Source organism: Pseudomonas sp. R3-57 (genome assembly GCF_051132065.1).
GTDB lineage: Bacteria > Pseudomonadota > Gammaproteobacteria > Pseudomonadales > Pseudomonadaceae > Aquipseudomonas.
This window is the reverse complement of sequence record NZ_CP071655.1, coordinates 174,184-200,693: the sequence shown is the minus strand read 5'-3', so window position 1 is coordinate 200,693 and position 26,510 is coordinate 174,184. Positions and strand designations below refer to the sequence as shown.

Annotated in this window: 21 protein-coding genes; all 21 read right to left on the bottom strand. The window is 57.8% G+C overall.

All coding sequences use genetic code 11. The annotated features are described in order from the left end of the window. Nucleotides 1-8: 8 nt before the first annotated feature. A complete protein-coding gene (locus tag J3P93_RS00860; protein ID WP_434594317.1) occupies nucleotides 9-470 on the bottom strand; it encodes an XAC2610-related protein in 462 nt (153 codons plus the stop codon). A 143-nt stretch (nucleotides 471-613) separates the two neighbouring features. Then, nucleotides 614-1,225, bottom strand: a complete 612-nt coding sequence (locus J3P93_RS00855; RefSeq protein ID WP_434594315.1) for a hypothetical protein — start codon at nucleotides 1,223-1,225, stop codon at nucleotides 614-616. Between the two features lie 149 nt (nucleotides 1,226-1,374). Further along, entirely contained in the window at nucleotides 1,375-2,109 is a 735-nt protein-coding gene (locus J3P93_RS00850) for a hypothetical protein (protein WP_434594312.1), read from the bottom strand. Further along, nucleotides 2,106-5,141 (bottom strand): hypothetical protein, encoded by a 3,036-nt coding sequence (locus J3P93_RS00845; RefSeq protein ID WP_434594309.1) that lies wholly within the window; start codon nucleotides 5,139-5,141, stop codon nucleotides 2,106-2,108. Before J3P93_RS00845 ends, J3P93_RS00850 begins: the two co-directional genes overlap by 4 nt. Beyond that, complete coding sequence (locus J3P93_RS00840; protein WP_434594306.1) at nucleotides 5,141-6,142, bottom strand: sel1 repeat family protein; 1,002 nt, start codon at nucleotides 6,140-6,142, stop codon at nucleotides 5,141-5,143. The genes J3P93_RS00845 and J3P93_RS00840 overlap by 1 nt, the downstream gene beginning before the upstream one ends. 38 nt (nucleotides 6,143-6,180) lie before the next feature. Beyond that, the gene (locus J3P93_RS00835) at nucleotides 6,181-8,217 is read right to left on the bottom strand and encodes a type VI secretion system tip protein VgrG (protein ID WP_434594304.1); all 2,037 of its coding nucleotides are present in this window, start codon (nucleotides 8,215-8,217) and stop codon (nucleotides 6,181-6,183) included. Nucleotides 8,218-8,245: 28 nt separating this feature from the next. Continuing rightward, nucleotides 8,246-9,247: a serine/threonine-protein kinase gene (locus J3P93_RS00830; RefSeq protein ID WP_434594302.1), complete on the bottom strand. Its 1,002-nt coding sequence runs from the start codon at nucleotides 9,245-9,247 to the stop codon at nucleotides 8,246-8,248. Continuing rightward, on the bottom strand, nucleotides 9,244-9,972 hold the full coding sequence (locus J3P93_RS00825) for a PP2C family protein-serine/threonine phosphatase (protein ID WP_434594299.1): 729 nt from the start codon (nucleotides 9,970-9,972) through the stop codon (nucleotides 9,244-9,246). Before J3P93_RS00825 ends, J3P93_RS00830 begins: the two co-directional genes overlap by 4 nt. Continuing rightward, a complete protein-coding gene (gene tssM, locus J3P93_RS00820; protein WP_434594296.1) occupies nucleotides 9,972-13,511 on the bottom strand; it encodes a type VI secretion system membrane subunit TssM in 3,540 nt (1,179 codons plus the stop codon). The genes J3P93_RS00825 and tssM overlap by 1 nt, the downstream gene beginning before the upstream one ends. Nucleotides 13,512-13,524: 13 nt before the next feature. Further along, the gene (gene icmH, locus J3P93_RS00815) at nucleotides 13,525-14,400 is read right to left on the bottom strand and encodes a type IVB secretion system protein IcmH/DotU (protein ID WP_090287580.1); all 876 of its coding nucleotides are present in this window, start codon (nucleotides 14,398-14,400) and stop codon (nucleotides 13,525-13,527) included. Between the two features lie 5 nt (nucleotides 14,401-14,405). Beyond that, nucleotides 14,406-15,737, bottom strand: coding sequence for a type VI secretion system baseplate subunit TssK (gene tssK / locus J3P93_RS00810; protein WP_090287582.1), 1,332 nt, complete (start codon nucleotides 15,735-15,737; stop codon nucleotides 14,406-14,408). A gap of 2 nt (nucleotides 15,738-15,739) precedes the next feature. Next, nucleotides 15,740-16,240, bottom strand: coding sequence for a type VI secretion system lipoprotein TssJ (gene tssJ / locus J3P93_RS00805; RefSeq protein WP_203420024.1), 501 nt, complete (start codon nucleotides 16,238-16,240; stop codon nucleotides 15,740-15,742). 5 nt (nucleotides 16,241-16,245) lie between these two features. Further along, entirely contained in the window at nucleotides 16,246-17,442 is a 1,197-nt protein-coding gene (gene tagH, locus J3P93_RS00800) for a type VI secretion system-associated FHA domain protein TagH (RefSeq protein WP_434594291.1), read from the bottom strand. An 18-nt stretch (nucleotides 17,443-17,460) separates the two neighbouring features. Beyond that, the gene (locus J3P93_RS00795) at nucleotides 17,461-17,601 is read right to left on the bottom strand and encodes a hypothetical protein (RefSeq protein ID WP_003229566.1); all 141 of its coding nucleotides are present in this window, start codon (nucleotides 17,599-17,601) and stop codon (nucleotides 17,461-17,463) included. Nucleotides 17,602-17,694: 93 nt separating this feature from the next. After that, entirely contained in the window at nucleotides 17,695-19,215 is a 1,521-nt protein-coding gene (locus J3P93_RS00790) for a sigma-54 interaction domain-containing protein (protein WP_394504595.1), read from the bottom strand. Between the two features lie 10 nt (nucleotides 19,216-19,225). After that, a complete protein-coding gene (gene tssH, locus J3P93_RS00785) occupies nucleotides 19,226-21,883 on the bottom strand; it encodes a type VI secretion system ATPase TssH (RefSeq protein WP_434594287.1) in 2,658 nt (885 codons plus the stop codon). Between the two features lie 11 nt (nucleotides 21,884-21,894). Next, a complete protein-coding gene (gene tssG / locus J3P93_RS00780; RefSeq protein ID WP_090287595.1) occupies nucleotides 21,895-22,902 on the bottom strand; it encodes a type VI secretion system baseplate subunit TssG in 1,008 nt (335 codons plus the stop codon). Next, nucleotides 22,866-24,653 (bottom strand): type VI secretion system baseplate subunit TssF, encoded by a 1,788-nt coding sequence (gene tssF / locus J3P93_RS00775; protein WP_093096845.1) that lies wholly within the window; start codon nucleotides 24,651-24,653, stop codon nucleotides 22,866-22,868. Before tssF ends, tssG begins: the two co-directional genes overlap by 37 nt. Nucleotides 24,654-24,680: 27 nt before the next feature. Next, entirely contained in the window at nucleotides 24,681-25,130 is a 450-nt protein-coding gene (locus J3P93_RS00770) for a hypothetical protein (protein WP_434594285.1), read from the bottom strand. Between the two features lie 2 nt (nucleotides 25,131-25,132). After that, on the bottom strand, nucleotides 25,133-25,531 hold the full coding sequence (locus tag J3P93_RS00765; protein WP_434594282.1) for a hypothetical protein: 399 nt from the start codon (nucleotides 25,529-25,531) through the stop codon (nucleotides 25,133-25,135). Nucleotides 25,532-25,533: 2 nt separating this feature from the next. Beyond that, complete coding sequence (locus J3P93_RS00760; RefSeq protein WP_434594280.1) at nucleotides 25,534-26,505, bottom strand: DUF6402 family protein; 972 nt, start codon at nucleotides 26,503-26,505, stop codon at nucleotides 25,534-25,536. Nucleotides 26,506-26,510 lie beyond the last annotated feature (5 nt).

Genomic DNA, 26,510 nt, shown 5'->3' with positions numbered 1-26,510 from the left:
TGAGTCATTCAGGCTTTGCGTTTGGTGAATCGGGTGATGCATTGCTTTGGGATGTTCGTTTCCCAGTAAGTGCTGAGCAACGCTTTGCGTTTTTTGTCGACGCGCAGGTTAACGAAGCCATCGCCGCAGTCCGGCTGCAACTCTTCGAAGGTGCCGGTTTTGGCTTGGTAAACGAATACCCGGTAGTAGTCGTACGTGCCCATGCCGTCATCCAGCTGCCAGATCGCGAAATCCTGGGCGCCGTCGAAATTGAAATCGTCGAACTGCATATGGAGTTGGTTTTCGGCTTCAAAATCGATGGTTCGCGACTCTCTGTGCGTTTCGCTTTTAACCGCGATGTTCAATGTGGAGCCCTCGAGAGCCAGCGTAGCGTTGACGCCGTCTTTGGGACTGAATGTGGTGGTTTCGGCTAACACAGGGAAGGTCCACATCAGAGCGAGCAGTGATACCGCTAGAGTTTTGACTGGCATGTACGGTCCTACTTCCACTTACGTTCGGTTTAACTGTTTTTTCATTTCCGGTTTTTTAAGCAAAAAACTGTAGTGGAAAATTGCGGCAAACCACTTCTCGTCCGTTACTGAGGAGTGGTCCTCCCAATATTATTCTTGAGTGCTTAAAGGTTTTCTTTCAGCTCTGTGCAGTCACTCGCAACGGCGAGGATTTTACGCGTACCACCATTAAGGACACACACAGGTTTTTCAAAGCTACCTCGCATTTTCTGACAAACAGCGTCACCTGCTTTCTTATAAACACACTGTTCGCCGGAAATGATTAACTCCTTCCCTGACATCAAAGTAATAACTTTAGAACCATCGATACGGTAGATATTCTCGTAGATTGAATCACCAGCCTGCTGAATATCTTGATAATTTCCATCCTTTAGTTGTGAAGCACCAGCAGGAATATCTCCGATATAGTGGGCTTCTCCGCCATTAGCTGGAGCAGAAAAAATCATTATTTGAGCATTTAAGCCCATATCGCCACTCGTCGGATAAGAAAATATGATCGATTCATTTTCCGTTCCTTGCGCTGGTCTAACGACATAATCTGACCGACATCCGCGATCGGCATTGTTAAGAAAAAAAACTTCATCTTCAATAGAAAGAGTTAACCTAGCAGAATCAGAAATCTGACCAGGTTCTTTGCATAATAGGCTATGCTCAGCTGAGCCAGAATAAGCGGCGTCACTATAAACAGACAAAAGCAATGTAATTAATCGAATCATCCGGCTGGCCTCAGAAAGACTTGAAAAAAGGGGACATGAAAAAAGGGGACAGACCACGTTGTCGCGTTGTCGGGCAATTACTAAAACCGTGGTCTATCCCCATTTCACCCCCAAACAGATCGTCCTTGCTTTGAGGCCAGGAGAGTTGATCAGAACAACTTATTTAAAGCAGCCCGATCATACCTTACGAATGCAGTGTCAAGCTTTCCAGAAGACACATCAAGATAGAGAGGACTAATTAAATCCCCAATCGAGTAGACGGAAAATACGTAGTTATCACCAAAGGAATGGCTAACTTTGTCTTTCTTTAAAACGCTTTCGGGACGCGAGAACTTTAGGTCATTGGGAGAATGATAGGTTCGGGATAACTTCACCCCACCGAAAGCCGAGTCTTCAACCTCTACCAATACCGGGGGCGTTGCCAACAAAGGCGCAATAACAACCTTGCCAGTCAAGTTTTTCCACTGATCCGAAAATTCAGAAACTGCTTCCTCATATTCTTCAGCTAATGGGCGATCCAAGCCACAAACGGCTTTGTTTATTAGAACTCCATTCTGCTCGTTCCGAATATTTGTATACACGCAATCTATGAGAACATCCGCGCCATGCCTAGTTAACGTAAAATAGGCTTCAAAAGGAGCACGCGACGCCAGATTTTCGTAATGGAGGGCCTTACCTCCATTAAATTCAACCAGTTCCCTAGTTGTTTCGCCTTGACTTCCGACTACGCCTTCTATTGTTTTGCTACCACCTGACCAAGTAACGGTCAGAGACTGGGCGTCAACATCGGCTGAATACACGTCGTGCGGCTCGGCGACTGCGAAACCTGCTAGCACGAAAGTTACGACAGCTAAACCTACAGGCAACTTAATATTCATACTCATTTGGTCTCCGGTGCAATTGACGTGGCCTTTAGTATCGCTTCGAATTTCACAGCATAACTAGCGATCAACGCTTTTTGGTCGGAACCGTTGATTACCTTCCGCGCCCCTTCATAGTCCTTGGCGCTATTATTTACATAATCGCCAAGTTTTTTCCCAGTAAATATACCTTCTTTCATGCCCCATATCATGATAGGCACGGAGTTTTCAAACCCGGCAGCCTCATCGGGATTTTCGACAAAATCAATTCCGAAATAATCTTTCGCCTTTTGATAGTTCTTCTTCCAAGTCAAATGAACGAGACCACGACCCCGATATTTAAAACCGTCCCCTTGTACCGTATTACCGTTGCCGATCGCAGTTTGTCTGCGTGTTGCTGTATCTGCAAGCACAGGGTCATATTTGTCAAAATAGGAAACCGGCCCATACTCCGGGGCAGCGCTAAAATACTCAGCAATCATAAATTGGTAAGCCTCGTGACGCGCCGTCGCGAACATATATGACAACTCATAGACTGTATAAACCTCTTTGGTTTTGTCTAGATATTTATTAATATTCTCTGCAATCTTACGCAAATTGGACTTAGACGCAGCAGAAAACGGAGGCGCATCAGCCTGAAACGAAGCATGTTGCTCAGCATACATGGCTACAAACCGCTCGACATCTATAAATTCGGAACGACTCATGAAGTTACTCAGCATTTCAATAGGATGAAAATGCCAAACCAAGTCCGTACTCATGGCGGCCTTGTCTTTAAGATCCTCCCAAAACACATACTTCGTGATTCGTTCTTTTTCGTGCTTCAGAGTTTTCGGAGTGTCTTTTAAAATGACATCAAGTCGACTCCATTTGGCAGCATCTGCTTTCTCTTTCCATTCCGTAGGATGACGCGCGATCAGCTTGGCCCAGCTCGCTCTTGTCTCTGCATTTTTCAATGCGACGGCAAGCTCTGCAGGATCAACTTCCTTATCGTCGTTGGTATCCATCTTCAGGAATAGCTCTTTGAAGAACTGCGGCATGCTATCCGGATCAAGAAATCCATCTGCCGCTGCGTTAGCTTCCTCAACAATAACGAAGCCAAGTTTTCCCCAGTCGTGCTGCGTGATGATTTCAGTTTCTTTTTTATTTACCAGCCCAGCTAAGGTCAAGCCGTCCTCGATGATGGAAACCTGATAATAATCCTCAGCGCCTTCTTTGATAGCGCGGGCTTTGTTCAGATCAACGGCATGTTCTTTCTTGAGCGGAGTCAAATCTGTCGCTGGCGCATTTCTTTTCAGATTTGTTCCTGCTAACAAGTGAAGATATTGTTTCCCAACTTTCAACCCCGCGCTATTCTTCAAAAATTCGGCTACATGGGTTGCTGCTGTAAAAATCTCGACATGAACCTGATGCTTGCTTGAAACACTACCGTCCTCTCCAGACAAATTTTCCGTTAGCCCAAGATAGCCAATCGGATCGCCAGCCTTGATCCCTGTACCCGTGAGCTCGACGGAATCAAAACTTGTTGGAATGACATCCCAAGCGACAAATTCATTCTCCACGAATGCCCAAAAACTAGTTGTCACCTCACCCGCACCCGCAAGGTCACCACTGATTTTCGTACATTTCGCCATTCTTCGGGTGATCCCCGACACCGTCAGGTTCAATACATCTTTACTTTCAAACTCAACAACGCTTCCCGGATTAAGCTGCATTGTTCCTTTTCTGGGGCCTGCGGGCTGTCCATTCTGCGGTGAAGCCGGATCCTGATACAGATCCAGCTTTTTGATGGCAGTACCTTTTACCTTTCCTTGCCAATATTTTGGTTTATTACGCTCGGGAATCGGGTCGGCACGCCATATACGCTTTTGCTGCGAATTCTTAAATGGCTCACTATTTTTCAGATATGCAAACCAGACAACACTGCCTGACAAGCGTACTTTTTGTGCGTTGTTCTTGACGCATCCGGAAAGAATCTTACCCTTCGCATAGGTAATATCCCCTGCGGCTTTTTCCTCCAACACTTCAAGCTTGGTCCCGCCGGCCAACTTTCCTGGAGAGGGCCAGCCGGATGCTTCGGGAAAACTATCGTAGGCCTTAAAGTCGTCAACCTGCATTGTCACCTTAGGCTTAGGAGTTTCCTCCTCTGACAGCGGATAACGCTTATAAGGTAGCAAATGCATATAAAGACTGAAAAAGGTCAGCTTATTTTGCTTGCCCTTGTTGGGCCCATCTTCAGGATTAGGCTCGGATTTATACTCATGGCGTACAAGACAAAAAGAATTTGAATACTTCAGTTTTTTTTCATTTTCACCAAAGGTCGACTCCAAATAATCTTCATTGAGACGATATGCCACGACCTCGCCGTCGGCCATGCAGCGAATCGGTTCATTCAAAATGCATTGAGGAGCGCTGGCATTGCTGATGTGAATGCCACCGTGCCAGAACTTGTTGCTGCCCAGCAAGTAATGCCCGGCACTCTCGTTTTCGAGAGCCTTATAAATCTCATCCGCGTCAGAAAACTGCTTACCGTCAGCTTTTCTGAATGGATATTGGAAGCTCATCAGCGGAGCTGGGCCTGCCGGCGCGGGGGCCGGCGCAGGAGTAGGTGCGGGGGCTGGTTGAGCACCTCTGAATTGGGGCTTCGGGCGTAAAAACTTTTCAGGCATTGGCCAGTAACCACTACCCGCCCCATATTTGGCAGATTTCGGGCCGCTTGAAGACTGTGAGCCGAAAAAATTGCCCTTATTTCGAACAGGCGCCCCGGAGATGTCTTCGATAACCCCCGTGTGTCCATGAAAGTTTATCCACAGCGCAATATCGCCAGGCTGTACTTCCGCAAGCGGGATTACATCAAAAAAAGTAGTGTCGGCATTTAACCCCGATGTTGTGAGGTAAGGAATCGTATATCCCGCATCCTTAAGCATTCGATACAGAAGCCCGGAGCAGTCGATTTCCTTTTTACCATCTTCATCATGGTCAGTCTCGCCCTTGAAAGGGCCGTACTCGTAACCAGTGCGATATTGCTGCCTTTGTTCAAGTAGTCCTGTGCTCATCAAAAGCTTCCTGCTTCAAAACATTGAATAGAGTTATCGCTGACGACGCCTCGGGCTGCCAAGCGCTCAACCAAAGCGTTAGCCGTCTTAGGATCGGTTTTCTGAATATTCCGGTAACACGCCATCGCGCGAGGCAAGTCAGCCGCTACGAGGTCTCCCGCTTCGTATACTTCACCTAATCGAATCAGCGCGTTAGTCGAACCGAGACGGGCGGCACGCTCCAATGTCGCTATTGATTCTTTGGGGTTAATACAACCGTGATTTTCGTCGTATTCACCTTCATCGCAATAAAAATCTGCGAGAGTCAAGCCGGCATCCGGCACTTGTTCTGAAGCTTGAATCAACAACGCCAGGATTCTGGAATTCTCCAAGCGTGGCGCTTGTCCAGAAAGACTGATTCCCGCGGCAGCGAATGCAGCTTGCGCCGAACCCTTCCGGGCGCCATCTAAATAGCTATCCAATGCCGCGGCGTACAAATAGATCCCTGATTCGGGAGACGCCTTGTTGACCAACCTGTCGAATATGACGCCTTTTTTTAGTTCCAGCTCACCGGGCGTTAGTCTCTCAGACTGAGTGATCTCTTCCATCACCGCATCGATTGCCCAGTCCTCCACTCGACTCAGAGCCCAGCAATCACTGTGTTTGAAGACGAAAATCTTCAAAAAATGGCCCGCCTCATCAAGGACGACCACTCTGTCAGGCACCTTGGGTTCGATAGTGAGACCCAATTTGGCAGCATTTTCCGGAAGCAGCACCTTCAACTCATCGACGGAAATCGAGCCCAAGCTCCGTTCGACGACCTTCGGTATTTTCCCATCAGCTATCACTTGAATATGCTTCAGAGGAGACGCAATAAACGCTTTCTGTGTCTCTGGCTCAGATGCAAAAACTTTTACGAAATCAGCAAAATTGCCGCTTGGGCATTGGGCGGTGCTGGACGAAGAGGCAAAGGCTCCCGAAGTCATCCCCCAGCACAACAAAACAATCGAAAACCACTTCATCTGCCTTACGTACCTGTTTGTTGTCATCACGACATTCATCACTCAGAAAACACAAAAAAAGCCTTCGGCTTAACCTTCTCAGGCGGCGCATTCCCCAACGCCTGATCCATCAAACTCCCCGCCTTATCCTTATCTGCCGCCCCCGGCAGCACCGGCGGTTTAATCCCGATGCCAGTACCCGTTCCTGCGGAACCGCCAGCATTAATCTTGATCACCGGCCCAACCACCGTCACCCCACCGCCATCCAGCTTGATAAAGCTCCCACCCCCAAGAATGGTCAGCTCCGTCCCCGCCTCAATAACGATCTTGTCCCCAGCTTTAAGGTGAATCTCTTTCCCCACACTGGTCAGCTGCGCCGTGCCCAGCTTCACATGCTGGTTCTGCCCAATCGTCAAATGATCATCCAGCTTCGCTTCGACCTTGCGGTCGGCAATCGTGGTGCGGTGTTCTTCAGCCTTCAGCTCGGTGTAGGAGTTCTTAACCACCGTGTCGTGACGTTCATTCCCGACCCGAATCTTCTGGTCGTGCTCAACGTTTTCATCCCAATCGCGCTGGGCGTGGATGTAGATCTGCTCCGCACCTTTCTTGTCTTCAATGCGCAGTTCGTTATACCCACCGCCACCCGGTGAGCTGAGGGTTTTGAACACGCTGCGAGTCTTGTTCGCCGGTAAGGCGTACGGCACCGGGTTTTCCTTGTGGTACAGGCAGCCGGTGACGAGGGGTTGGTCGGGGTCGCCTTCGAGGAAGGTGACGAGGACTTCCATGCCGATGCGCGGAATGCTGATCGCACCGTAGCGGTCGCCGGCCCAGGCGCTGGAGACGCGGAGCCAGCAGCTGGTTTTGTCGTCGGCGAGGCCTTCGCGGTCCCAGTGAAATTGCACTTTGATGCGGCCGTACTGGTCGCAGTGGATTTCTTCGCCCTTGGGGCCGGTGACCATGGCGGTCTGGCTGCCGAGCACGCGCGGTTTCGGGTGCTCGAGGGCCGGGCGGTAGAACACGTCCCACGGGGTGGCGAGGAAGGTGTTGCGGTAGCCTTGGTGGAAGTCGTCCTTGTTGTCGGTGGTGTCGCTGGTCACGCCTTCTTCGAGGACTTGCGGTTGCTTGCCTTCGTGGAAGATTTCGGTGAGCAGCCAGAGGTCATTCCACTCGCTGCGCGGGTGGTCGGACAGGGCCATGAAGTGGCCGCTGACCAGTTTGGTCTGGTCGCCGCGACCTTCGGCCTGACGGTAGTCGGCGCGGTGGCGTTCGAGGGCGCGCTGGCTGAGGAACTTGCCGCGCGCGCGGTCGATGAAGCGGCCCGGGTAGTCGTAATCTTCCAGATCCGGTTCGGTGCTGTCGCCTTCAGGTTTGTACGCGGCCTCCATTTGCAGGCGCGGTTTTTCGAAGTCGTAGTCGCGGCGCGTGGTGCGGGTGGTGCGGGTTTCCAGGCGCAGTTTGAAGGCTTTGATCACCGGTTCGTCAGCGACCATGCCGCTGCCCTGTACGTACGCAGTCGGCTGGCCGAGGTCGGGGAACACGGTCTGGTCGTCGCCGAAAACCAGCAGGTGAGCTTTTTCGCTGTGCTGGAAGTGGTAGTGAATGCCCTCTTCTTCGCACAGGCGCTGGACGAAATGCAGGTCGGTTTCGTCGTACTGCACGCAGTAGTCGCGATCGGGGCACGGCTGGCTGAGCTGGAAGCTGTAGGCGTTGCTCTTGATGCCGTGTTCGTCGAGGATCAGCGCGATGATTTTCGGTGCCGACATCTGCTGGTAGATGCGCTGGTTGGTGCGGTGATGCAGGTATTGCAGTTGCGGCACGATCGACACTTTGTAGCGGGTCAGGCGCTTGCCGGCATCACCCTGGGCGACGCGGTAGATCTGCCCGTGGATGCCCGAGCCCTGTGGGTCGAATGCGAGAAACGCCTGCTTGTGCAGCAGCTGTTCCAAATCCAGATCCGGGTTTTCGCTGACCAGTTCGAGGTCGAAGCGATACGGCTGGCTGATGCCTTCGGTGCCGGTGAACGACAGCACTTGCAGGTCGCCGACGTAGTCTTCGACCTTGAGGCTGAAGTGGGTTTCGTTAGCTGAGTTGAACATCGTGTGCTCCCTGTTCGAATGTCATCCGTTACGCCCGAAGTCGCAGACGTTGCAGCCAGGACGAAGTGGCGCCCAAGGCGTCACGCAGTTGTTGGGCAGTGATGGTGCGTTCTGCCGGGTTGAAGCTCAGCGCGGTTCGCAGCGCTTGCCAGCCCTGTTGGGGTAGATTCGCTGGGGCGTGCAGCTCGCGCTCCAGATGCTCCTCGCGGGCCTGGGTCGAGGGCAAGCGGCGGAACGGGTGTTTGCCGCCCGCCAGTTCATAGATCACGCAGGCCACGCCGTACACGTCCGCGCTGGCCGACAAAGGTTGGCCCTCAAGCAGTTCGGGGGCGGCGTAGCCTGGGGTCCAGGCGTTGAAGCGTTCGCGGCTCAGGTGCGGCAGGCCGGGCAAGGTGCCCTGCTCTGCCTGACCGAGGCCGAAGTCGAACAGACGCAGGCCGTCTTCGCTGAGCATGACGTTGCTCGGCTTCAGGTCACCGTGCAGCACGCCGCGACGGTGGGCGTAGGCCAGCGTGTCGAGCAGCGGCAGGACGATGTCGCGCAGTTCCTTCCACGGCAGGCCGAGGGGCCGCTCGCAGAGCAATTTGTCCAGGGTCAGGCCACGCATGTATTCCATGGTGATGAAGGCCCGCTGGCAGTCGGTGTCGACTTCAAAGGTGTGCGCACGTACGACGTTGTCGTGGCGCAGACGCCGGGTCAGGGCGAACTCGCTGTACAGCAAGGCACTGGCGTCCGGCGACTCGGCAAATTCTTCGCTGAGGATTTTCAGCGCAATGTAAGGATCGGGATCACCGAACTGTTCGTGCAGCAGATCCCGCGCCCGGTAAACCGCGCCCATGCCACCGGCCCCGAGCAGACGCTCGAGGTGGTAGCGACCGGCGAGTACATCCGGCAGTGCGCCGATGCTGGCCTTGGTTGGCGCCAGCAACGGTTCTGCCTGATTACCTTTGGCAAAAGCGAAATAGGTCAGGTTATTTGCCTGCTCTTCGCTGATCAGCAGGTCATCGATGGGCGATTCGAGTTCACTCATTGGCGGATCACCACGGCAGTCAGGTTGTCACGCGCGGCGCCACGCAGGGCGCCGTCGAACAAACGTTCCAGCGCCACATGCGGCGCGCTGAGGCTGAGGGCGTTGCCGAGGGCATCGCTGCTCAGGCCTTGATACAAACCATCGCTGCAAAGCAAAAATGCATCGCCCGGATAGACCTCAAGTTCCAGCACATCCAGGGTCAGTGTCTCGGCGGCGCCAACAGCTCGGGTCAAGGCTTGAGCCGCCGGATGCGCTGCCGCTTGTTCGACGCTCATTTGTTGCTCGTCGATCAATTGCTGTTGCAGCGAATGGTCCTTGGACAGCTGATACAGCCGCTGGCCACGCCACATATAGCAACGGCTGTCGCCGGCCCAGATGCAGGCCGCGCGATTGCCTTCCACCAGCAGCGCGACGACGGTGCTGCCCATGATGCTGTCGTGACGCCCGGCGGTGACCGTCAACTCTTGCCCCAGTCGCCGGTTCAACCAGTGCAGGCACTGGCGGATGGCTTTGAGGCGTTCGTCGAAGTCCTCGTGTTGCGGCAGCTCAGCCAGACTGGCGACGATCAACTGGCTGGCGATATCGCCACCCTGATGACCGCCCATGCCGTCCGCGACCACCCACAGCCCGTGCTGTGGCAGGTCGAGGAAGGCATCTTCGTTGCGCGCCCGCACCTTGCCCGGGTCGGTACGCGCCGCGCTGCGCCAGGCACTGGCCACCAGCATCAGAGCTGCACCGGCATACGGAAGGTGCGCAGCACGCCCATGTCGAACGGGTTCGGCGTGCGCTGACTGGTCAGCAGGTAGTTGGCGCGCAGGCCACCCACATCGGCTTTCAATACCAGCACGTCGCGACCGGTCATGTACTCGGTCTGCATCAGGTCGAACAGACGGAACAGCGACCATGGGCCGGAGTTCTTCTCGATGCCGATCGGACGTCCGGCCATTTTGTCCATGACCAGACTGGTGCGACCGTCTTCAGCGTCGGTCGGCCATTTGAACGACATGGGCAGGATCGGACCGTGGCGGTATTCCATGGTCTTGTCGCCGAACTTGAACTCGGAACGGCTCACGGCCGGGTCGAGGGTGTACGGCTCCAGTTTGAACTGCACGGTCGGTTCGGCAGGGTTGATCGAGAAGAAGCTCTGGCGGATCGTCAGGGCTGCGGCCATCTGATCGAGGTAGACCTTGGACACCGGCAGGCTGTGACCGTCGACGCTGCGCATGCGGTAGTTGCCCGGATCGCCGCTGACGAACGGACGCATGTAGTTGTCGAAGAAGCGGTCGACAATGCCTTGCGCCTTGAAGAACTCGCGGAAGTCGCTGATCGCCACGTCGCTGGTGCTGGTGGCGCTGAACGGATAACGCTTGCTGATGGTTTTGCCATACACGCTGTACAGCTCGTTCTGATAACGGCCGTTCAGGTATTGATAGGCATCGTTGAGCACCAGGCGCCACGAGTCTTCAGCCAGTACGTTGAACCACACGCTCAGCGGACGCGGCAGACGCCCGGACGCATTGCGCAGGTTGGTCAGCGCATCGCGCTGGCCGCTCATGCGGGTTTTCGCCAGTTCGAACGCGGCTTGTTCCGGCGTGCTCGAACGGGCCAGGCCGGCCAGTTGCAGCTGCAGGTCGTTGAGCGCGCTCAGCGCAGGGGTCAGGTCCGCCGCCGGGCCGTTGTTGTCATCGAGCAAACGGTGCAACGGTTCGAAGCGGCGTTGCAGCGACTTCTTCGCGGTGTCCGGCAGGTTCTTGGCGACCTTCAGCGCCGAGGCCTTGTCCGCCACGGCAGACGCCAGTTTGCCGACCTTGCCCAGCTTGCCTTTCTGGTCGGCCAGCGCATCGGCTGCATCACCGGCTTCCTCGACCGGATCAGCCGTCGCTTCGAAGCGGGTGTTCTCACGCACTTCGGTGAGCAGCGCCAGTACCGGCGAGTTGGCCGAGGTCAGGCCCGCCAGTTGCTCGGCGCCTTCGCCGGCGTCGCTGATCGGCGGCAACGCAACCTGGCCAACCGCTTCGCTCCAGTAGTTGGCGTAGTCGCGGAAGTACAGTTGCTCCAGTTCGACCATCAGGCGACGCAAGTCCATGTCGCTGATGCCCGCGCCTTCGCCCAGCACCCAGTTGTCGCGCAGGATGTCGGTGACCAGCGCCGAGCCCTGCACCGAGAAGTACTGCTGATAACCGCTCTGGGTGTAGAAGCCCGGAATCACGTATTCGGTGCCGATGAACAACGAGCCTTGCGGGCCGAGGTGCTGACTGAAACGGTAGTCCGGCAGGTTGCGCGCCTGCTCGCGGAGCATGCGGTACACCACGGTCGCCAGCGATTCGCTGCGCAGGACCTGACGCGCCTGCGTCACCAACTGATCATTCAGTGGATAGATGAACGGCTGCTTGAGCAAACGATCGAGGTGCGCATTCAGACCGTTCTGCACCGCGGTGTTGCCGGTGTAGCGCTGCGACCAGTCGGTGGCGATCCAGTCCTTGAGCCAGACGGCATCGCGACGGTCCTTCATGTTCAGCATCAGGTATGCGCGCAGGCTGTTGAGCAAACGATCGCGGTCCTTCATGTTGGCGCGAATCTGCCCTTCGAGCATGGTCGCCACCCGTGGCAGCAGTTGCGCTTCAAGCTCATGCTCGTAGGCTTGCTTGACCACCGGATTGACGTCTTCGCCCTGATACAGCCCACCGCGTTCGTGATACGACACGTCGCCCTTTTTCGGGAACGCTTGCGTCGCCGCGTAACTGGTGTCGAGGGTTTTCAGCACGCCCATGGCGTCATCGCGTGGCGACAGCGCCGCACGTTGCTGGGTCCAGTTCTGCGCCAGCGTGCGCAGGTTTTCCAGGCGCTCGTAGTTGGCCGAGAAACCACCCGCCCAGAGCATGCCGAACAATGCCAGCGCCGCCAGTGCACCGACGTACAGCGCACGCTGCCCCCAGTGAATGCGGCTGCGCTCGCGCTTGTCGAGACCGGCCAGATCGGCTTCGGGGAAAATAACCTGGCTGAACAGGTGGTGAATGAACCGCGAACGGCCGCTGCGCAGGGTCGGCAGCACACCGGCGTTCATGCCGAGGCTGGCGCCGATACCGGCGGTGGTCGAATCCATTTCCTGGGTCAGGTGCGGCGCGCTGGTCAGGTAGAAACCGCGCAGTTGCGTGGCCCGCTGATAACGGTTGCCGGTGAACGCCATGTCGACGAACAGGCACAGGCGCTCGCCGATCTGCCCGAGTTGATGCGGGAAGTCGAGGATGCGGCCACGGCGCTGGGTATCGCGCTCGGAGTGCATGCGCATGATCACCTGGCTGTTGAGACGACGCAGCAGCTCTTCGAACTCGTTGCGCAGCACTGCCACGTCGGTGCCGACCTGATCCTTGCGGAAACTGGTACCGAGCACCTGATCGCTTTCTTCGCGGGTCAGTTGGTCAAAGAACTCGTCGAAACCAAGCAGCTTGTCGGCCTTGCTCAGCACCAGATACACCGGCACATCGACGTGCAGTTTCTGATGCACATCTTGCAAACGCCCACGCACCTGGCGCGCCAGCGTATCGATGTCCTGCTCACTGCCGCCGAGCAGGGTTTCCACCGGGATGGTCACCAGCACGCCGTTCAATGGACGACCGCGGCGACGCTTGCGCAGCAGTTCCAGCAAGGTGGTCCAGGCGTTGCCGTCGACTTCGGCGTCGGGCTGAGTCATGTAGCGCCCGGCAGTGTCGATCAGCACGCCGTGATCGGCGAAATACCAGTCGCAGTGACGGGTGCCGAGAGTGTCGCGGGTCAGCTTGCGGTCGATCTTGTTGATCGGGAATTCCAGACCGGAAAAGTCCAGCAGGCTGGTCTTGCCCGAGGCCTGCGGACCGATCAACAGGTACCACGGCAAGTCGCTGCGCCAGCGCTCGCTGCGGCCGCGATACAGGCTTGAGGTCTTCAGGGTTTTCAGCGCGTCCTTGAAGCGCGCCTTCAACTCTTTCTGTTCCTCATCGATCAGCTCTTCGCGGCGAATGCGGTCCTGGCCGTCTTCGCTGGCTTCCTCGGCTTTCTTGCGAATCCCGGCGCGCCAGCTGACGAAGACCATGGTCAGGCCCCAGATCAGGAACAGCACGGCGATGGTCAGCAGACGCGAGGTCGGGCTTTCCCAGAACTTGTAATCGTCAACCGCCAACAATGGACCGGCGAACCACACCAGCAGCGCCAGAAACAGCACCAGCAGCAAGGTCCAGACCCAGGTCTGGCGCAGGAAGGCGCCGACTTTCTTGAAAAACTTTTTCATCACACGTCCCTGTTTACGGCTGCGACTGCGGTTGCACCGCGGCCGGATCAAGCGGCTGATAAGGTTGCAGAACGGTGTCGCGCTGCTCGCCCAAGACCCAGGCGAAGCCCGAATACATCACCACCAGGCAGACCAGCGTGAACAGCACCACCATCCACGCCGGCACGATGCGCACCAGGTTGCGGCGCTGATCGTTGAGGCCTTCCCAGTGCGGCGACAGCTCGCGTGGCACGTCGCCACGCAACTGACGAATCTGCCGGTACAAGGCGTCGCGGATGCCTTCGAGTTCGAGCATGCCGCGTGCCTGCACGCGGTACTTGCCCTCGAAACCGAGGGACAGGCACAGGTACATCAGCTCGAGCATGGGCAGGTGCTTGACCGGGTTTTTCGACAGCCGATCGAGCAATTGGAAGAACTTCTCACCGCCGAAGGTTTCGTTGTGGAAGCTGCTGAGCAAGCTCATCTGCGACCACTCGCTTTCGTTGCCCCACGGTGTGGTCACGACGGCTTCGTCGACCACGGTGCAGAGCACGTAACGCGCGGCCATCACCTGGCTGCTTTCGGCGCCGTTGTGCAGGGCGCGCACTTCGAACAGCTTGAGCCCGGCGGTCAGGCGCTCATTGAGCGCGTACAGGTCCTCACGGGTTTCGCTGTGCTTGAGGCGCACCACTTCCGAAAGCAGTTCCGAGGAGGCCGCGACCAGCGAGTTGAGGCTGATGTTGAACGCTTCAGCCGGACGCAAACGCGCGGCGTAGATCATGCGTTCTTCCAGTTGCTCGAAACGCGGCGGCGCGGCGAAGTCGGTCAATGGACTCGACGCCGGTCCGTGGCCCTGGCGATCGAGCAGGACGGTTTTGTCGTCCTGGCTGTAATCCGTTTCCTTGATCATGTCGGTCAGTTCCTGATGGCCCAGAATTTCAGTTCAAGATTGGCGAATTCGCCGGACACGTGGAACGCGAAACCGCCGGAGCGCTCCAGTTGTGCCAGGTCTTCGGAACTGAGTTCGAGAATGAAATAGGTTTTGTTGGAGTGGAACGCGATCTGCCGCGGGGCCACCGGCAACGGTTTGACCTTGATGCCCGGCAGGTGCAGGTTGACCAGTTGGCGAATGCGTTCCACCGGGCCGACCTTGAGGTGCGCCGGCAGACGCTGGCGCAGTTCTTCGGAGTCGCAGTCGGCACTGGCTGCCAGCACGAACGAGGCCGAGCCGAGCAGTTTGTGGTCGTGCAACGGCGAAACAATGATGCCGTACTGACGCGCTTGCAGGATCAGTTCGATGGCGTGCTGTTCAAGCACCATCGACAGCACCTGACGAATCGCTTCCATCAGTTTGCGGAAGCTGGCGCCCTGATCGGCGTGGGAATAGCGGCTGTCCAGACGCGGGCGTTTGCTCTCGCCGGAGAAGGTCGCCAGATCGCCGAGCATGGTCAGCAGCGTGCGGTACAACTCTTCCGGGTGCACCTGCTCCAGCCCCAGATAGTGGCGCAGCAGCAGTTCGGTGCGGTTGATCAGTTGCAGCATCATGAAGTCGCCAACCTCGGCGCCGCCGACCTTGCCGTTGGAGCGAATCCGCTCGGCGATGGTGTCGCCACGGTGGCTGAGCATGCTGATGACTTCTTTCAGGCACGACAGCAAGTAGCTGGAGGCGTGGGCCTGAATGTAGGTCGGCACGAAATCCGGATCGAGGCTGATCACGCCGTCGGGCGTGGTGTCGAGCACGTCGCAGATCTTCAGCTTGACGTAGGCCTGATCGCTCTGCTGCTCGCCGAGCAACAGTTTGAAGTCCGGGCGACCGCAGCTGACCTGGCTGGCCGAATCGTCGCCGGCGTTCGAGTCGGCAACTTCGGCGTCGTACGCGGTGTAGCGCGCGAGCACATCGGATTGCTCCGGGCGGCGGGCCTCGATGTGGTTGCCGGTAACCAGCGGCAGCGCCAGATAGATCGGCGTATTGCCAGTGTTCGGCGGCACGTCCAGCGCCAACGGTTCGGTGTTGCCACCGAGTTCGAACAGGCTGCCGTCCGGCAGGATCCCCGAGGCTTCACTGATGACCAGTTTGCCCATGTTGAGGAACTGCAGGTCGATTTCCAGATTGAGAAAACCCCAGGTGTAGCCACCGAGCAATTGCGTGCGGGTTTTCATCTGGTGATCGTAATAGCGATCGTTGTGCTGGAAGTGCTGCGGACGCAGCAGCATGCCTTCCTGCCAAATGACTTTATGGGTATTCATGTTCAGTCATCCGCCTTGGCGAGCACTTGATGGGTGTTGCGGATGCCGGTCTGGTCCAGCGTCAGATCGACTTCAGTGACTTCCAGCGGCGTGATCTGAACCGTGTGGCGCCATTGGGTGTCCGGCAAGTCGCGGTAAGCGGCGAGAACGCCAACATAAAGGCTGCCCTCCTCCACCTTGAGCTTCATCTCTACGGTTTCACCCGGGCGCAGCTCCAGTTCTTCGCTGGCCACCAGATCCGGATTGAGCGATTCCTTGGCGCGCTCGTAGAGGCTGAAGAAATCAGCGTTCTCAAAAGTCACCGGGTGCTTGAGTTCGAACAGGCGCACCACGATCGGCGACGGACGCCCGTTGAGGTCCGGGTTGAGCTGATCGCTGCCGGTCAGCTTCAGGTTGATCTTGGTCACTTTCGAGTACGGCGACAGCGACGAGCAACCGGCGAGCAGCACCAGCAGGGTGAGCGCAGTCAGCGTCTGGAAAAAAGCGGTCGAGCGGCGAGACATGCGCATCATCCTTGGTGGTCGGTGTGAAGGGTGGAAATCAGGCGGATCTGTTCTTCGTAGGCATGAGCAAAGTCGCGGGCCAACAAGCGCTCGCTCCAGTCATCGTCCTGACGCAGCGCCTGGTGATAACGGCCGAACGCTCTCCAGCGCCCGCCCGACGTGGCGATCAGTGGCTTGTTGTCGCGCTCGAAACGCAGGGTCAACTGCTCCGGCGAGAAGTGCTCGAGCGTGCCGCGCACGGCGGCGCGGCTGGCGGTGAGCAAGGCCACCTGGTGCGCCTGCAAATCACGGAACGCACGGGAGATCGCCTGCTCGGCCGGCAGATGCCCGGGTTTGCTCGGCTGCAACAGAATCTCCAGCGCTTCGCTCGGGTCAACGGCGAATTTCAGCGGGTTCTTGTTGGTGCCCTGCACGGTGGTCTGGGCCAGACGCAGTTCGTTTTTCAGCTCCGAGCGGGTGCGCAGGCTCTGCTGCAAACCGCCGATGCTCTGGCGCAGCAGGCGCGCCGCATTGATCGCCATGGCTTCGCGTTCGTCGTGGCTGAGGTCTTTGACGTCGACACCCAGCGCAGCGCCGAAATGCTCCCAGAATCCGTCGCTCTGACGCTCGACGGCTTTGGGGGCCGGAGCGGGCTCGGGTTCGACCGGCGCGGCAATCAGCTCCGGGACCAGCAGGCTTTCCATGTCGATGCGCGCGTAGTCGGCACGCTGACGCGAATCTTCCGGTTTGGCCGTGGGCGCCAGCAGCTCGTCGATTTCCGAGTAGACGCGCTCCTGCTGTTCAAGCGCATTGAGCGGGTCGAGGTCGAGGAACGCGTCGTCCGGAATGATGCTGCCAGCAGCACGCGGACGGCCGACTTCGCCGTCGAAGGTCGCCGGGTCGCGCACCAGCCGCGCGCGAATCTCGAAGTCGCCGAGAATGTAGGTGCTGCCGTGCTCGATGCGCACCGGCTCGCCCTTGTGCAGGCGCGCGTGGCTGCTGCCGTCCTGGACACCGTTGCTGCTGGTGTCGGTCAGAAAGAACGTGCCGTCGCGGTAGCTGACAATTGCGTGGTGATTGGACAGGTGACGCTTGCGGTCAGGGATGATCCAGTCGCAGTCCTCGCCCCGCCCGATCACGCCACCGGCCTGTTTGAAAGTCCGCTGGCACAATTCGGTGGGCACGAACTGCTTGGTGTTCAGCATTTCGAAAACCAATTCCATGTTTGATGCTCCTTGCGGTCACTTGCCGCGATTGACCGCTTGCGGATCACCCAACGGGCGATAGTCGTTGTCGTTGAATTTGTAATTGCCGCTACAGCCGCCAAGGCCGCATAGAACGACGAGGGTCAGCAGGACAGCGTGCCAGTGACGAACAGACATCAGAGGGTCTCCAGGTGTAGACAAAGCACAAAGCGCCGACCCTTGCGGGCGGCGCTGAAATGAGTTTTTCGGGTCAGTTCGATGCGTTTTTGCCTAGCCATCGAAATCCCCCAGATTGATGTTCAGACGGCCGAGCCGGTACAGCAGCGTGCGCCGTGGCAGCCCCAGTTCGCGGGCGGCGAGGGTCTGGTTGCCGTCGTTCTTGCGCAGGCAATCAAGCAGCAAGGTGCGCTCGACCTGCTCCAGGCGTTCGCGCAGATTCAGATGGCTGTTGTCTTCGAGGATCGGCTCCATGCGCAGGGCAAAATGCTCGGCGAGCAGTTCGCCGCCTTCGCACAACAGCACCGCACGTTCGACCAGCGCTTTGAGTTCGCGCACGTTGCCGGGGAAGGTGTAACCCGACAGGTGCTCCAGCGCTGCGCTCGACCAGCGCACCGGATCGCGCTGCAGATAGGCACAAGTCTTTTCGGCGAAGTGTTGCGCCAGTTCGAGGATGTCGCCCTCGCGCTGACGCAGGGCCGGCAACTCGATCGGAAATTGCGCGAGGCGGTAATACAGGTCCTCGCGGAATTTGCCTTCGCCGACCAGCGCCGCCAGATCACGGTGCGTCGCAGCGATGATGCGCACGTCAATCTTGTGCGTGTCGTTGGAACCCAGCGGACGAATCTCGCCCTCCTGCAACACACGCAAAATCTTCGCCTGCAACGACAGCGGCATGTCGCCGATCTCGTCGAGCAGCAGCGTGCCGCCATTGGCTGCATCGAACAGACCGGCGCGGTCGCGATCGGCGCCGGTGAAAGCGCCCTTGCGATAGCCGAACAGCTCGCTTTCAAGCAGGTTTTCCGGCACCGCCGCGCAGTTCTGCACGATGAATGCCTGGGACCGGCGCGGGCCACAATCGTGGATCGCCCGCGCAACCACTTCCTTGCCGGTGCCGGTTTCGCCGCGCAGCAACACGGTGTACGGGCTGTGCAGGACTTTGCTGATCAGCGAATGGGTCTGGCGCATCGCTGCGCTTTTGCCGATCAGGCCGTAGCCGCTGATGCTCGGTACGCTGCGCACCGCCGTGGCCGATTCCGCCGATGGCTGACGCAGGCGTTGCAGCAAATGCAACTGGCCGAGCACGAACGAACCGAGCTGACCGAGGGAATCGGCAAAGCCCTGCAAGTCGGTGCGACGACGGCTGGCGCAGAGCAACAAGCCTTCGACCGCTTTGTGGCTGTTGACCAGCGGTACGCACAGCAACGATTGCCAGGCGCTTGAGGTCGCCGGTAGAAAACTGGTCTCGTGCAAACTGCCGCTCAAATCGTCGAGGCATACCACGCGGTTCTGGCACAGGGCGAACTGCAGCAGCTGTTCACCGTTGTAATCGGCCGGCAGGCTCGCCGCCTGGCGCGGTTGCAGCGCCCCGTCGAGGCATTCGGCGTTCATCCCCAGGCAGGTGTGGGTGGCGTCGAGCAGGTACAGCTGCGTCAGTTCGCAACCGCTCAGCTCGGCCAACCCGCGCACGAAGTCACCCAGCAGCGCAGCACCGTCCGCCGCCCGCGACAGACTGGCGAACTGCGCCAGCAACGCTTCGGCGTAAACCAGTGGCTGCGGCACTCGAGTGAACATCACACCCACCTCAGGCGAACTCGCACGTCACGCTGGCGTCGCCGTCGAGCGTGGCGTGCACGCGCTTGAGGCTTTCACCCGTGGCCATCGCATCGAGCAGACGATCAGCCACCAGCGGCAACACGTGCTGGTCGAGCAGATGGTCGATCAGGCGCGCGCCGCTTTCGCTTTGCGTGCAGCGCTCGGACAGGTGATCGACGAGGTTCTGGCACCAGGTGAAGTCCAGCTGACGACGGTTGAGGCGCTCGCCCAGGCGACCGAGTTTGATTTCGATCAGCTCGCGCAACACCGGGCCGCCGACCGGGTAGTACGGCACCACTTTCATCCGCGCCAGCAGTGCCGGTTTGAAGTGTTTGCTGAGCACCGGGCGAATGGTTTCTTCGAGGACTTCGGCGGTTGGCCGCGCGCCGTTCTCGCAGAGGTCGCTGATCTTGTCGCTACCGAGGTTCGAGGTCATCAGGATCAACGTGTTGCGGAAGTCGATCTCGCGACCTTCGCCGTCGTTGGCCACGCCTTTGTCGAAGATCTGGTAGAACAGGTTGAGCACGTCCGGGTCAGCCTTTTCGACTTCGTCGAGCAGCACCACCGAATACGGTTTCTGCCGCACGGCTTCGGTGAGCATGCCGCCTTCGCCGTAACCGACGTAGCCCGGCGGCGCGCCGATCAGGCGCGAGACGGTGTGCTTCTCCTGGAATTCCGACATGTTGATGGTGGTGATGAAACGGTCGCCGCCATACAGCAGGTCAGCCAGGGCCAGCGCGGTTTCGGTCTTGCCGACGCCGCTCGGGCCGACCAGCAGGAACACGCCGACCGGTGCGTCAGGCTTGTTCAGGCCGGCCGCAGTGGCGCGCATCGAGCGATCCAGCGCGTGCACGGCTTGTTCCTGGCCACGAATGCGCGTGCGCAGGTCGGTGGCGAAACTGGCGACCTTGGCGTTGTGTTCGCGGGCCAGTTGCGCCAGCGGCACGCCGGTCCAGGCGCTGATCACTTCGGCAACCAGACGCGGGCACACTTCGAAGCTGACCAGACGCTCTTTGACCTGCGCAGCAGTCAACGCCGTGTGGGTTTCGTGAAGCTGCGCTTCCAGCGCTTCGACGCTTTGCCCTTCTTCGACTTCGGCGACCACGGTTTCGATGACCGTGCCTTCGGCGTCTTCTTCAACGCTGACAGTCGGCTCGACTGCGGCGGCTTCGCGGGCCTTGGCCAGTTGCTGACGCAATTCCAGCAGGCGCTCGGCCAATGCTTTCTGCTCGGTCCACAGGGTTTCCAGCGCGACCATTTCACTTTCGGCTTCGTCCAGACGCGCTTCCAGTGCTTCCAGCGCTTCGTGGTCGATCAGCAGACCGGCCTCGGCATCGCGACGCAGGGCCTGACACTGACGGCCACCTTCAGCCAGTTCGCCACGCAGGCGCTCAAGCCTTTCCGGGGCGGCGGCGAGGCTGATGCGCACGCGGGCGCAAGCGGTGTCGAGCACGTCGACGGCTTTGTCCGGCAGTTGCCGACCGGCCAGATAACGCGCGGACAATTCGGCCGCAGAAACCACCGCGTCATCACGCAGGTAGATGCCGTGGCTCTTCTCGTAGACCTGAGCCAGACCACGCAGAATGGTCACTGCTTCGCTGACGGTCGGTTCGTGCAGTTGCACGGGCTGGAAACGACGGGCCAGCGCCGGGTCTTTCTCGAAGTATTTCTTGTACTCGGCCCAGGTGGTCGCGGCGATGGTGCGCAGTTCGCCACGGGCCAGTGCCGGTTTCAGCAGGTTGGCCGCGTCGGAGCCGCCGGCATTGCCGCCCGCGCCGATCAGCGTGTGGGCTTCGTCGATGAACAGAATGATCGGTTTCGGCGAGGCTTTGACTTCGTCGATCACGCCTTTCAAACGACGTTCGAATTCACCTTTGACGCTGGCGCCGGCCTGCAACAGGCCCATGTCCAGCGAGAGCAATTCAACGCCTTTGAGCACCTGCGGCACTTCCCCGGCGGCAATGCGCGAGGCCAGACCTTCGACGATGGCGGTTTTACCGACACCGGCCTCACCGACCACGATCGGGTTGTTTTTGCGGCGGCGGGCGAGGATGTCGACCATCTGGCGGATCGCGCCGTCACGGCACAGCACCGGGTCGAGTTTGCCGTCGCGGGCCTGCTGGGTCAGGTTGTGCGTGAAACGCTGCAACAGCGATTCGCCCTGCGCGGCCGGTTTGCCATTGGCCGCCGGTTGCTCCTGTTGCGACAGGGCAAATTCCTTCAGGCGATCGATGTTCAACTTGGCGAGCAGCGGCTGATAGCGGCTGCCGGCATAGCGCATCGGGTTGCGCAGCAAAGCCAGAATCAGCGCGGCGTCTTCGACCTGGGTCTGGCCCAGTTCAAGGTTGGCCACCAGCAGTGCGTCTTGCAGCCATTGCACCAGTTCCGGGGCGAACACCGGGTTGCGCGAAGCGCTGTGCTCGACCCGCGATTGCAGCGCGGCGCTCAGCTCACCGGCATCGACGTCGGCATCCTGCAAGGCGCGCGACAGCAAGCCGTTCGGACGCTCCAGCAGGCCCAGCAGCAGGTCTTCGACGAGAATCTTGCTACCGCCCCGAGCCACACAACGCTCGGCCGAACGTTCCAGATCACGACGGGTATCGGCGTCCAGCGCCTGGATGAGTTGTTGCAGGTCTACGTTGATCATGGCTCACGTCCTTAATGAATTTTGCTGCCCAGGGTCACCACGCCGTCCGCTTTCTCGCGGCCCAGCCAGCTGGTCCAGCCGAGGCGACAGGCGTTCTGCTCACCGATGCGCAGTTCGCGGATTTCTTCCTGGCGCAGGACCAGGCGAATGTCGTAATCGAGCGGGTCACGCAGGGTGAACCGCACCAGCGCGCAGAGCGGCTGGTAACCGAAACCGATCGGCAGGAATTCGTGGAAGCGCTGCCAGTCGAGTTCGGTGATATGGATGCGGAATTTGCCGCTGCGGTCGCGCACGTGTTCGCCGAGCACCAGGTCTTCGCCGAGCAGGCTGTTGGCGCGGCCCAAACGATTGCGCTGCTCGTCGAGAATTTCCACGCGGCGCTCGATGCACTGCTCGATGACCAGGTCTTCGTGCTTGAAGTAGTAACGCAGCACGGCTTCGATCAGCGCCGCCGAGTGCGCCCGCAGGCTGAGCAGGCCGAGGTACGGCAGCAGGCGTTTCCAATTCAGTTCCTTGGCCTTGCGGATCTCGTCGCCGCCCAGACCGATCAGCGCGAACAGCTGCGCCGAGAACGGATCGACCGCGCCGCTCTGGAAGCTTGCGCGGTAGCGGTATTTGCGCCAGATCGGCAGCATCAGCCGTTGCAGGCGATGGTGGAACAGGTCGAGGAAATTGCGTGTCGGGTTGCCGTCCTCGCTGTCGCCCAAGGCCTGCTCGCCGTAGAACGCCGGCAACGGCGAACCGGAGCCGACCAGCCCGATCAGATTGAAGCGCATGCGCGCGCGCATCTTGCCGTGCTCTTCGAAGAACTCGACGCGATCGACGTCGCTGCGCGGAAAGCCCAGGCTCGGGTTGGCCTGAAACTCGACCTGATCGTACAGATCGTCTTCGCTCAGGTGCGGGTGTGCCTCGCGCAGCCGGTCGATCACCAGCAGCACGGCCTGAAACAGCGAGTACTCGCGTATTACCTTGGTCAGCCCGCTTAGAGCAGGGGCTGCAGGCCCATACGTGGTGTCCATTGGTACACCTCTCCCTGTGTGCTTTTTACCCGCAGCTCATGGAATGAATTGAGACTGGCGTAAAGCGCGAAAAACTCGTTGAGAACCGAAGCGAAGACGAACAGGTCGCCTTCGCCGATATAGCCTTCCGGGTCGATGGTCAGTTCGGTGCGCAAGCCGCGCACCGGCAGGCCGCGATGCAAGCGGTCGACGTGGTGATGTTTGATGTGCTTGAGGCCGCCGAGCAGGCGTTTGCTGACCTTTTCTGCGTGCTGGTCGTAGTAGCGCGGCAGGTCGTAGGTTTCCAGAATCACCTTCAACGCATTGACGTCGGCCAGCGACAGATAGTTAAGCGACATGTTGCTGATCAGCTTCCACAGGAAGTCACGGTTCAGCGGCGGCGCAAAACTCGGGGTGGCCGGGGTGATGTTGCGGAAGCTCAGGAATTCCGGCGTCTCTTCGCAAGCCATGCAGATGTCGCCGAGCTTGAGCTTTTTCGGCAGGTTCTGGTTGGTGCACATCAGCTCGATCGACAGGGTTTCGTGGGCTTCGGTGTGGCGGATGCCGAAGCTCAGGTAGGTGTCGAGGCCGTCGTGCAGCAAGGACGAACGCTGGCGAATGCTGTAATGCGGGCGGCTGTTGGGGACGTCGAAACTCGGGTCGTGCTCGAAGGACTCGAACGGCACGTACTCCTGATAACCGAGGCCGCCGGGCTTCCAGCCAGTCACGGTTTCCACCGAGAACACACCGCAGTTTTCCAGATCGTATTCCGCCGGCAGCAGCAGGTATTCGTCCTGTTTGCCGTCGAGACGGATTGGCAGTGCATCGTGGGCAAACAGGTTGGCAATCGGCGTGCAGAACAGCTTGACGTTATCCAGCGTCGGACGCATGCGCATGATGCCGCTCTTGCGAATATCGAAACGCAATTCGAGGCCGCGCATCTGCTTGAGCGTGTCTTCCGGCAGCGCCTTGAGAATGTCGAGGCCATTGACGTCGACGAAGAGGAATTTGTCCTGGAAGGCGAAGTATTCCTGCAGGTAGCGATAGCCACGGAAGGTGTTCAGCGGATACGGAATCAACGCTTCTTCTTCGGCAAAGCCCACCGGTTTGACGCGGTCGCCGGGAATCTTGAACGCCATCGGTTTGCCGCTGACGCCATCAATCGGCTTGCCGGCGCCGTCGAGCGGGATCAGTTCGATGCCGTCGAGGTTGCGCAGCAGACTCAGGTACAACATCTGGCTGATGTAACGCTCACCGGCAAAGTGCAGGCGCAATTTGCTCAGTTCCAGCTCGCCGAGGTGGCCGTCAGCGCTCATCTCCAGGCGCAGACTGAGCAGCGAGCCATCGCCCTTCACCGAATAATTCAGCGCCGCCAGATCCAGCGGCAGCACTTCGGTCGGGTAGCAGGTGCGGAAACGGCAGCGCACGTCTTCGATCGGCTTGCTCTCGATCGGCGTATCGCGCTCAACCAGCAGCGCCGGCCCGGAACGCTTGAGCGGGTCGAACTGCAAAATGCTGAACGCCGGCAGCGGGCGCATGTAGTTCGGCCACAGCAGCTGCATCAGCGAATGGCTGAGCTCCGGCAACTCGTCATCGAGCTTCTGACGCAAACGCCCGGTCAGGAATGCAAAGCCTTCGAGCAACCGCTCCACATCCGGATCCCGCCCGGCCTGCCCCAGATACGGCGCCAGCGCCGGACTACGCTCGGCGAAACGGCGACCGAGCTGGCGCAGTGCGGTGAGTTCGCTTTGGTAGTAGTGGTTAAAGGACACGGGGTACCTGCCTGGTAGTGGAACGCATCAAAAAAATATCCTGTAGAGCGCGACTGTCAGTCCGGACACTATGTAGCCGAAGATGAGCAAGGTCGGAACATATGCCAGCCACTCGATCATCATCGCGCCCTTCATGGGCTGACCGCTGAGTCCTCCCGCTAACCGAAAGAGCATCCAGTTGACGGCGTAAAAAGGCATGAACAACAGCGGCCCAAGCCAAATTCGATTAAGCACCCGCTGCTCAGGCTTATCCCGCATGAGCCGCATTTCCAGAATTGCAAAAGCGATGTATGCCGGAACTCCAAAAATCGTTCCTAAGGTTTCAAAATTCAGAGCAACGGAAGGCGGTTCATTCAATTGATCAATCAGCACAATGAGCGAGAGAACAACCAGCGGAAACCACAGGGCAGCCACGAGTAATCGACGACCTTTTGAGCTCAAATATTGAACATCGAGTCTCTTCCATTCCCCGTACATATTTATTCCTCACCGCCGTCTAACGGTGCGCATGCTGTAATATTCCAGCCTTCATAGCCTGATGAAGTTGGGTAGATTGCATGACCATTGACCCACTGTGAGCGTTCATCCGTTGTGAACTCACTCTGCCAGAGTAGCCACTCAGATGACCTTAGCAATTCGCCTTTTTTGTTATACACCCGAAAAAAAGCTTCACTTGTAAAAAGCTTTACCACTTTTCCAGCAACACCAAAACTCGAATACCTGGGGATATATGAATTTATATAGCACGTTTTTGATTCATTCCATTTTGTCGAATAAACCTCTGCCGCTGCGGCAGCACCCAGCTTTATATACAGCCAAACAAAAATGGGTGCTCCCACCAAAAATAAAAATAACAACAGTTTCGAATACGCCTTCATAATCACTTCGACCCTGAGCGAGAAAGATACTCATCAAAATCGATTGGCCCAAGGTGAATGACAAATGAGACATCATATAATTTAACGGCTGTATAGATCATGAAATCGCCACCCTTGCAGTGCAACTTGCGATATTCATTAAATTTCCCGTTCGTCACCTTATAATATTCGACCCCACCTTTTTCAATCAGCTTTGGTTCGGTGATGTAATCAATTGGTCCAGGTCTAATAACGCCCTCGTCCGACCAATAGCCCAGCAATTGATCATCCCCAGCATTGAGAAAATCGTATGTATCTCGGACATAAAGCCCGATCTGTTCAATCTCGATTGCTGGAAAGCCATTATCATTTGAAACTGTACGAAATTTGGTAGCTGCAACCTTAACAACAAAAGTTCCTAGCGCGCCGTATACATCATCCAGAGCATCGGTAGCTTTCTCCCAGTCTGTGGCCCCGAACCTAATCAAGTTGAACTGAGATATTTCCTCAAGCTCCAGCGCTGTTTTATCACTATAATCCAGATAAGCGCTTTTCAACTTCCTTGCTTTAGCATCCAGCAACCCGAGCCGTTGAAGGCGAGTCATTAATACGACCAGACCTCTTGAGAGTTCGTCCAGAGAACCCTTTAATCTACCGACGCTATTGTTAAATTCGGACGATGATGAAAGCGCCGCGACGAACTCATCAATTCTTGGCTTTACTCGTTTCGATCCTGAAAACAACCAATCAAACGGTATATCTGTAAGGAGCTTTTCCGCACTCAATGTGCTCGCTGCAAGATCGCCCTGCTTGACAGACTTTGACAATTCATAAGGTTCGCCAGCAAACCATCTCCGCATAACACGAGCAGATACCGTCCACCCCAACTTATCCATAACCCGTGGAATTGAAGAAATCTGAAAGTCCTTGACCTGAACACTTTGACCTTCTTTATTTTCAGCGGGCGTCAGTGCAGTTTTAATAGGAGCTGGCATAAAAA